Source organism: Acetobacter orleanensis, assembly GCF_001581005.1.
In the GTDB taxonomy this organism is placed as follows: domain Bacteria; phylum Pseudomonadota; class Alphaproteobacteria; order Acetobacterales; family Acetobacteraceae; genus Acetobacter; species Acetobacter orleanensis.
The window spans coordinates 21,815-28,219 of sequence record NZ_LHZV01000038.1 but is presented as its reverse complement, the minus strand read 5'-3'; the positions used below and the strand labels follow the sequence as shown (position 1 = coordinate 28,219).

5 protein-coding genes are annotated in these 6,405 nt (G+C 58.4%); all 5 read right to left on the bottom strand.

The window, feature by feature from the left end:
* Window positions 1-42: 42 nt before the first annotated feature.
* The 5 genes from AD949_RS01430 to lepA all read right to left on the bottom strand — a co-directional run bounded on the left by AD949_RS01430 (window position 43) and on the right by lepA (window position 6,167).
* On the bottom strand, window positions 43-1,386 hold the full coding sequence (locus tag AD949_RS01430; protein WP_048835824.1) for a DEAD/DEAH box helicase: 1,344 nt from the start codon (window positions 1,384-1,386) through the stop codon (window positions 43-45).
* Between the two features lie 438 nt (window positions 1,387-1,824).
* A complete protein-coding gene (locus AD949_RS01425) occupies window positions 1,825-2,433 on the bottom strand; it encodes a nitroreductase family protein (protein ID WP_048835825.1) in 609 nt (202 codons plus the stop codon).
* Between the two features lie 30 nt (window positions 2,434-2,463).
* Complete coding sequence (gene metW, locus AD949_RS01420; RefSeq protein WP_048835826.1) at window positions 2,464-3,099, bottom strand: methionine biosynthesis protein MetW; 636 nt, start codon at window positions 3,097-3,099, stop codon at window positions 2,464-2,466.
* On the bottom strand, window positions 3,099-4,262 hold the full coding sequence (gene metX / locus AD949_RS01415) for a homoserine O-acetyltransferase MetX (protein ID WP_048835827.1): 1,164 nt from the start codon (window positions 4,260-4,262) through the stop codon (window positions 3,099-3,101). Before metX ends, metW begins: the two co-directional genes overlap by 1 nt.
* Before the next feature lie 99 nt (window positions 4,263-4,361).
* Complete coding sequence (lepA, locus tag AD949_RS01410; RefSeq protein ID WP_048835828.1) at window positions 4,362-6,167, bottom strand: translation elongation factor 4; 1,806 nt, start codon at window positions 6,165-6,167, stop codon at window positions 4,362-4,364.
* Window positions 6,168-6,405: the final 238 nt, after the last annotated feature.

The following is a 6,405-nucleotide window of genomic DNA, read 5'->3' as shown; positions in this document are numbered from 1 at the left end:
TTTTCTGCACTCACCACAAACTCGGAGGAGTCAGGGCAACTCTTAGACAGCGCGGCTACGGCCGGACGATGCGCCGCCACCGGAGCGACCACCGCCACCCGGACGGCCACCGCCTCCATTGCCACCACGCGGCGGGCCACCACGGCCACGGCCACCAGCACCCCCATTTCCGCCACGCGGCGGGCCACCGCGCCCACGACCACCGCCGCCACCCAGCACAGGCGGACGCATGGTAGAGGCTTCGGCACTTTCAGAATGCCACGGATGGTCCCGCACAACCGGAATGGGCTTGCCAATGGTCTTTTCAATATCCCGCAACCAAGCGCGCTGTTCCGGGTCACAGAAGGACACGGCCCAACCGTCTCGCCCGGCACGCGCCGTACGGCCAATACGGTGGACGTAGCTTTCCGGCACGTTCGGCAGGTCATAGTTAAAGACGTGGCTGACATCATCCACATCAATCCCGCGCGCGGCGATATCCGTCGCCACCAGAACTTTGACGCTGCCAGTGCGGAAGCCGTTCATCGCGCGCTCACGCGCACCCTGAGACTTGTTGCCGTGAATGGCTTCCGCCACCACACTGTTCTTGTTCAGGAATTCCGCAACCTTGTTGGCCTCATGCTTCATGAGGGTGAACACCACAGCACGGGCAACCTTGGGAGATTCCACCAGTGTCAGCAGCGCATCGCGCTTGTCCGTGCCGTCCACAAACATCACGGCCTGCTGGATACGGTCCACCGTGCTGGACGGCGGGGTGACTTCCACCTTAGCCGGGTCATGCAGCAGGGAATTGGCCAGTTCCGCAATGCTGCGCGGCATGGTAGCGGAGAACAGCAGGGTCTGCCGTTTTTCCGGCAGATAGGTCATAATGCGGCGGATATCGCGCACAAACCCCATGTCCAGCATGCGATCAGCTTCATCCAGCACCAGCACTTCCAACCCGGACAGATCAATATAACCCTGACCAATCAGATCCAGCAGGCGGCCCGGTGCGGCCACCAGCACGTCCACGCCACGGCGCATGGCTTCAACCTGACGGCCCTGCCCCACGCCACCGAACACAACGGCCTGCGTGAATTTCATATGGCGGGCATAGGCTTTGAAGCTGTCACTGATCTGGGAGACCAGTTCACGCGTCGGCGCCAGAACCAGAACACGCGGCTTTTTGGGGCCAGCGACTTTCGGATGGGCATGCAGATGGTTGAGGATAGGCAGCGCGAACGCTGCGGTTTTCCCGGTCCCTGTCTGGGCAAGACCGAGCAGGTCCCGCCCTTGCAGCAGATGCGGGATGGACTGAGCCTGAATGGGCGTCGGGGTTTCATACCCCTGCTCAGCCAGAGCCTTTAAAAGAGGGGGGGCAAGATTCAGATCAGAGAACGTAGTCATCAGGGCAAACCTTTTCGTGCAGCCTGAAAAACGAGACGAGAACACCCTTTTTCAGTTACGCACCATATCGTGTCAGGATGGAGTTCAAGCGGCACGATCCGTGCGCGATCCTAAACTCATATCCATGAACTTTTTTTAACAATACTGGCAGCGTCACGTCTTTTCAGAAAAATCAGTCTGAAAACCCTGCCTTGCAACGCTATATAGGAGCAGTTTTCACACCCCGCAAGCCTTCCGTACCATATTAGTCCGAAAAGAAAGCTCCATGTTATTGCTATAACATCGTCCGCTCTCATTTTTGAGAAGGTTCGCCACCGTTACGCAAAAGAGACGGACACTCAATTTTAAAGGAAGTTTCAAAAAACAGGAAAGGCACCCCATTCCAGAAACAGGGTGCCTTTTCTACTGGCGATCTAACAAAACTTTTAGAAGAAATATTCAGCTAGCAAAGCAATTAGTGAAAACAACCTCATCCTTCGGCAGGCTGCCCGCACGCGGTTTGGGCGGAACACTGCCTTTGCCGATGGCGACAAACAGGCCAATCGCATGATCTTCCGGCAGGTTGATCAGCTTGCCCACGGCATCAAAGTCAAATCCATCCATCGGGCATGTCTCATACCCCAGAGAAACTGCCGTCAGCATCAACGTCTGCGCAGCCAGCCCACAGGACCGCATGGCTTCATCCCGCTGCACCTGTTCCCGCCCGCGATAATACTGGTCGATCATTCCGGCCATGAGGTCCTGCACCTCCTTGGGTGCGTCCTGCCAATAGCGCGCCGGATTTTTTGTCCATGCGGCAAGATCCGCGCAGACAACAATCAGGGCAGACGCATCCGTCACCTGAGCCTGATCCCACGCCACAGCCCGAATCTGCTTGCGCAGCGCGGGGTCTGTCACCACCACAAAGCGCCAGTTCTGCAAATTAAAGGCTGTCGGACCCATCCGGGCGGCATCCAGAATTTTCGCCAGATCCGCCTCTGGAATCTGAAAATCCGGGTCATACTGTTTCACAGCGCGCCGCTTGGCGACAGCGTCCAGAACATCCATTGTGCTACCCTTTCTTTTCGGTTCGTCCTGTCAGGACGCAGGTGAACAACTCTCCACCCGCTGGCCCCCTTCACGTCGGAGCAGGAACAAAGCTTGCTCACCAAACAGATTGGCCAGCCGGATGGAACGCCGCCAAGGAGCACGCTCCCCATCTTCATCCACGGCCATCCATTGCTGCACACAATATCCCTCTTCCTCACACAGGGCTATAAAGTCCCGGATGGTGCAAGGGTGGATATTGGGTGTCTCATACCACTGGGTATGCCAGACGGCTGTCATCGGCATCCGCCCGCTCAGCAGCAGTTTCAACCGGAGCTGCCAGTGTCCGAAATTGGGAAAGGACACAATGGCATGCCGCCCGATGCGCAGCATCTGCCGCAGCACTTCGCGCGGCCGTTCCACAGCCTGCAATGTGCGCTGCAACACCACGTAATCAAAGGCATCATCCGGGTAATGGGCCAGATCGTGGTCGGCATCCCCATGTACCACCGGCAGGCCATGCGCGACGGAGCGGGTTACTTCCCGCATGTCGATTTCAATGCCACGGGCATCACATCCGCGCAGGCGGAACAGATGGTCAATCAGCGCGCCATCCCCGCTGCCCACATCCAGAACCCGTGTACCGGGTTCAATCATCTCGGCTATCAGCCGTTGATCAAGACGCATCAGGCCAGCCCCGCATGGTCTGCCACACCGCCGAGAAAGCCGCGCACCGTTCTATCCAGATCCGGTTCCTCCAGCAGAAAGGAATCATGCCCCTTATCCGTTTCAATCTCCACAAAGGAGACGTTGGCTGCCGCCTGATTCAGTGCGCGCACAAGATAGCGGGACGTTGAGGTGGGAAACAGCCAGTCGGACGAGAAAGACACTACGCAGAACCGCACCGGCGTGCCAGCAAAGGCCGCAGGCAGTTCCCCGTCATGTTCGGCGGCAAGGTCAAACCAGTCCATGGCGCGGGTAATGGTCAGGTAGGAATTGGCATCAAACCGCCGTACAAAGGCAGACCCCTGATAGCGCAGGTAGGATTCCACCTCGAACACATCCCCAAACATCGCCAAGGAGGCTTCCGGTGCCTGCGCGTCTTTCGGGTCACGCCGGACACGGCGACCGAATTTGCGGGTTAAGGCCTCTTCAGACAGATAGGTAATGTGCGCCATCATCCGCGCCACGGCCAGTCCACGGGCTGGAACAATATTCTGCTCCCAGTACCGCCCACCATGCCAGTCCGGGTCCGCGAAAATGGCCTGACGCCCGACTTCGTTAAACGCAATATTCTGGGCGGAATGGTAAGGGGCCGTGGCAATCGGCATGACCGCCAGCATCATGCGGGGGTACGTCACCGCCCATTCCAGCGCCTGCATACCGCCCATTGAGCCACCGACAACTGCAAACAGCCGCTCGACCCCCAAAGAGCAAACCAGCTTATACTGCGCCCGCACCATATCGCGGACAGTAATGGGCGGAAAATCCGTGCCCCAGCGTTCCGTGCTGCCGGGTTTGAGCGAGCGCGGCCCAGTGCTGCCCATACAGCCGCCCAGCACATTTGTGCAGATGACAAAAAAACGGTTGGTATCAATAGGCCGCCCCGGCCCGACCATGCGACCCCACCAGCCCGGCTTACCGGTCAGGGGATGCGTATCCGCCACATACTGGTCTCCCGTAAAGGCATGGCAGACTACAATGGCGTTGTCCCGCCGAGGAGAAAGCTGGCCATAGGTCCGATAGGCCACATCCAGTGACGGCAGATGCACCCCGCATTCCAGATCCAGCCCTTCGGCGAACGTGGCGTGCTGGTGGTCTCCAACATCAAGGGGCGCTGTGCTGTTCATGACGGTGATCCCCACTCCGGCTGGAAGACCTCCGACATAGGAGCGAAAACAGGACGAATCAAGTCCTCTTAATGCTGCCGGAGGCCCGCCCGCCGCGTGTTAGCTATCCATTTTCAGAGCGGCGAGGAACGCGCTCTGCGGAATTTCCACTTTCCCGAACTGCCGCATGCGCTTTTTGCCTTCTTTCTGCTTTTCCAGCAGTTTGCGCTTACGGGAGATGTCACCGCCATAACATTTGGCCGTCACATCCTTGGACAGCGCGCCGATCGTCTCACGCGCGATCACCTTGCTGCCAATGGCCGCCTGAATGGCGATCTTGAAGAGCTGGCGCGGGATGAGGTCTTTCAGGCGGGCGCAGATGGCGCGACCACGGGTTTCAGCTGCGGACCGATGCGCAATAAAGGACAGCGCATCTACCGGCTCCTGATTGACCAGAATGGAAATCCGCACGAGGTCGCTCTCCTCATACCCGTCCATCTGATAATCAAAGCTGGCATAGCCGCGCGTGAGGGACTTCAGGCGGTCATAGAAGTCAAACACCACCTCGTTCAGCGGCAGACGATAGACAGCCATAGCGCGGTTGCCCACGTAAGTCAGGTCCACCTGCACGCCACGGCGCTCCGTGCACAGCGTCAGCACAGCGCCCAGATACTCATCCGGCACCATGATAGTCGCCTTGATCCACGGCTCATCAATCCGCTCGATCTGGGAGAGGTCCGGCATATCCGCCGGGTTATGCAGTTCTTCGTCTTTCCCGTTCGTCAGGGTGATGTGGTACACCACGGACGGCGCGGTGGCGATCAGATCAAGATCGAACTCGCGGGACAGACGTTCCTGAATGATTTCCAGATGCAGCAGGCCAAGGAAGCCGCAGCGGAAACCAAAGCCAAGGGCGGCGGAGGTCTCGGCCTCATAATGGAAGGAGGCATCGTTCAGGCGCAGTTTGGACAGACTGTCCCGCAGCTTTTCAAAATCATCCGCCACAATGGGGAACAGACCACACCAGACCACCGGGATGGAGGGTTTGAAGCCAGCCAGAGCCTTGTCCGCCGGACGACGGTCATCCGTAATGGTGTCACCCACGTTACAGTCGGCCACGGTCTTGATAGCGGCGTTGATATAGCCCATCTCGCCCGGCCCGAGGCTGTCCACCGGCGTCATGCGCGGCGAGAACACACCTACCTGATCAATCTGATGCACAGCCCCGGAAGACATCATGCGCATTTTCATGCCGCGCTGGAGACGGCCTTCCTTGACGCGCACCAGCACGATAACGCCCAGATACGAGTCATACCAGCTATCCACCAGCATGGCCTGCAAGGGTTTGTCCGCATCCCCCGTCGGCGGCGGCAGACGGGTGACAACGGCTTCCAGAACGCCTTCGATATTCAGTCCGGTCTTGGCGGAAATTTCCACGGCATCATCCGCGGGAATGCCAATGACTTCCTCAATCTGCGCCTTGACGCGCTCCACATCCGCCGCAGGCAGATCGACCTTGTTCAGCACCGGCACAATTTCATGGTTGGCATCAATGGCCTGATACACGTTGGCCAGTGTCTGTGCTTCCACCCCTTGCGAGGCATCCACAACAAGCAGAGACCCTTCACACGCGGCCAGAGACCGGCTGACTTCATAGGCAAAGTCAACATGTCCGGGCGTGTCCATCAGGTTCAGGACATAGGTCTTGCCGTCCTTGGCCGGATAGGTCAGCCGAACGGTCTGGGCCTTGATGGTGATGCCACGCTCACGCTCAAGCTCCATATTATCGAGCACCTGATTCGTCATCTCGCGGGCGGTCAACGCGCCGCAAGCCTGAATCATGCGATCGGCCAGTGTCGATTTCCCATGGTCAATATGGGCAATAATCGAGAAATTACGGATGAGCGAAAGGGGTGTGTCGGTCATGCTGCTCCCTTTAAGCGATACTGAGGGACTTGTCAGCCAGTACTGCATCACCGTGCGTTGTTTCTCTAAAAAATTTTATCCACCCCTGACCGCCTCTGCTCAACCGCAGTCAGGTTCAACCGATATCAAGCGGGTCGAATTGCGTTCCACGCCCATACCGGGCTTTCCGTGCGTCACGGCATGACCTGCATAGTCCTGCACAGGAGCCAGACCGGGAGGAAATGAGAGAGAGAGCACC